Raw genomic sequence first — 1,141 nt, forward strand, 5'->3', positions numbered from 1 at the left:
CCGCGATGGCCGACCGGTCCGGCATCGACCGCGCCCACGTGCTCAAGCGGGCCGTCGTCGAGCGGTCCAACGGCCAGTTCGTCAAGATCGTCCACCACGAGGACGAGTGGGCGCCCGGCACCGACCCCCGACAGCTGGCCCGGCTCCTCGCCCGCGACTACGGCGCCACCTACGGGGGTGCGCTGTGACCGGACACGGCCCCCTGCGCCTGGACGCACTCGCCCCCGAGCAGCGCGACGGCCTCGCGTGCGTCGTCTGCGGTGTCGACTACACCGCCACGCCGGGCCTGATCCCCAACCTGCCGGTCGGGACCGTGGACGGCGGCCAGGTGTTCGCCTGCACCAGCTGCACCACCCTCTGCCACGACTGCGGCGGCGACCGCCGCCGCTACCACGAGATGCCCGGCAGCGGCGGCGAGAAGTACTGGGACGACTGCGAGACGTGCGAGGGCACGGGCTGGGAGGTGGCCCAGTGACCCGGCCGCTGCCCGTGGACGTCATGGCCGACATGGTCGGGGAGATGCACCTGCGCGGCGTCATCGACCCGCCGACCGCGGTCGACATCCTCACCGACGCCATCGCCCAACACCTGCGGTTGGCGCCCGAGGCGTCACGCATCCTCGCCCTCGTGCACCTCGCGATGAACCTGCAAGCCCGCAAGGACTGGCTCACCGAGAACGGGTGGGTGCTGTGACCGCCCGGCTCGTGCTGCCGGCGGACGCGCCCCGGGATGAGTGGCTCGCCGCGCGCCGCCATGGTGTCACCGCCTCGGAGATCGCCGTCGTCCTTGGTATCAGCACGTGGAGCAGCGCTTTCAATCTCTACCACCAGAAGGTAGGGGCCATCGACGCCGACCCCGACGACGACATCAAATCCTTGGGGCGGCACCTGGAGCCGTGGATCGCGGACAGGTGGGCCGACGACCACCCCGAATGGGTGATCGCCCCGGGCCAGCTGTGGGCGAACGCGGACCGGCCGTGGCAGCTGGCCACGACCGACCGCGACCTGTACCGCCTCAACGAGACCACGATGGGGCCGCCTCACTCCGTGCTCGAAATCAAGTCGAGCGGCACGTACGACGGGTGGGGCCCGGACGGCACCGATGAGATCCCGGCCTACTACCGGGCGCAGGTGCTCTGGCA

Annotated in this window: 4 protein-coding genes; all 4 read left to right on the top strand. The window is 71.3% G+C overall.

Features of this window, described 5'->3' with window-relative positions; all coding sequences use genetic code 11:
* The coding region (locus tag VF202_07425) for a hypothetical protein (GenBank protein ID HEX7039922.1) at positions 1-188 on the top strand (188 nt) is incomplete at its 5' end.
* Entirely contained in the window at positions 185-475 is a 291-nt protein-coding gene (locus tag VF202_07430; protein HEX7039923.1) for a hypothetical protein, read from the top strand. The genes VF202_07425 and VF202_07430, both read left to right, overlap by 4 nt.
* Positions 472-693 (top strand): hypothetical protein, encoded by a 222-nt coding sequence (locus VF202_07435; GenBank protein ID HEX7039924.1) that lies wholly within the window; start codon positions 472-474, stop codon positions 691-693. Before VF202_07430 ends, VF202_07435 begins: the two co-directional genes overlap by 4 nt.
* Positions 690-1,141 (top strand): YqaJ viral recombinase family protein (locus VF202_07440; GenBank protein HEX7039925.1); only part of this gene is annotated, 452 nt, incomplete at its 3' end. The genes VF202_07435 and VF202_07440, both read left to right, overlap by 4 nt.

Source organism: Trueperaceae bacterium, from assembly GCA_036381035.1.
Taxonomy (GTDB): domain Bacteria; phylum Deinococcota; class Deinococci; order Deinococcales; family Trueperaceae; genus DASRWD01.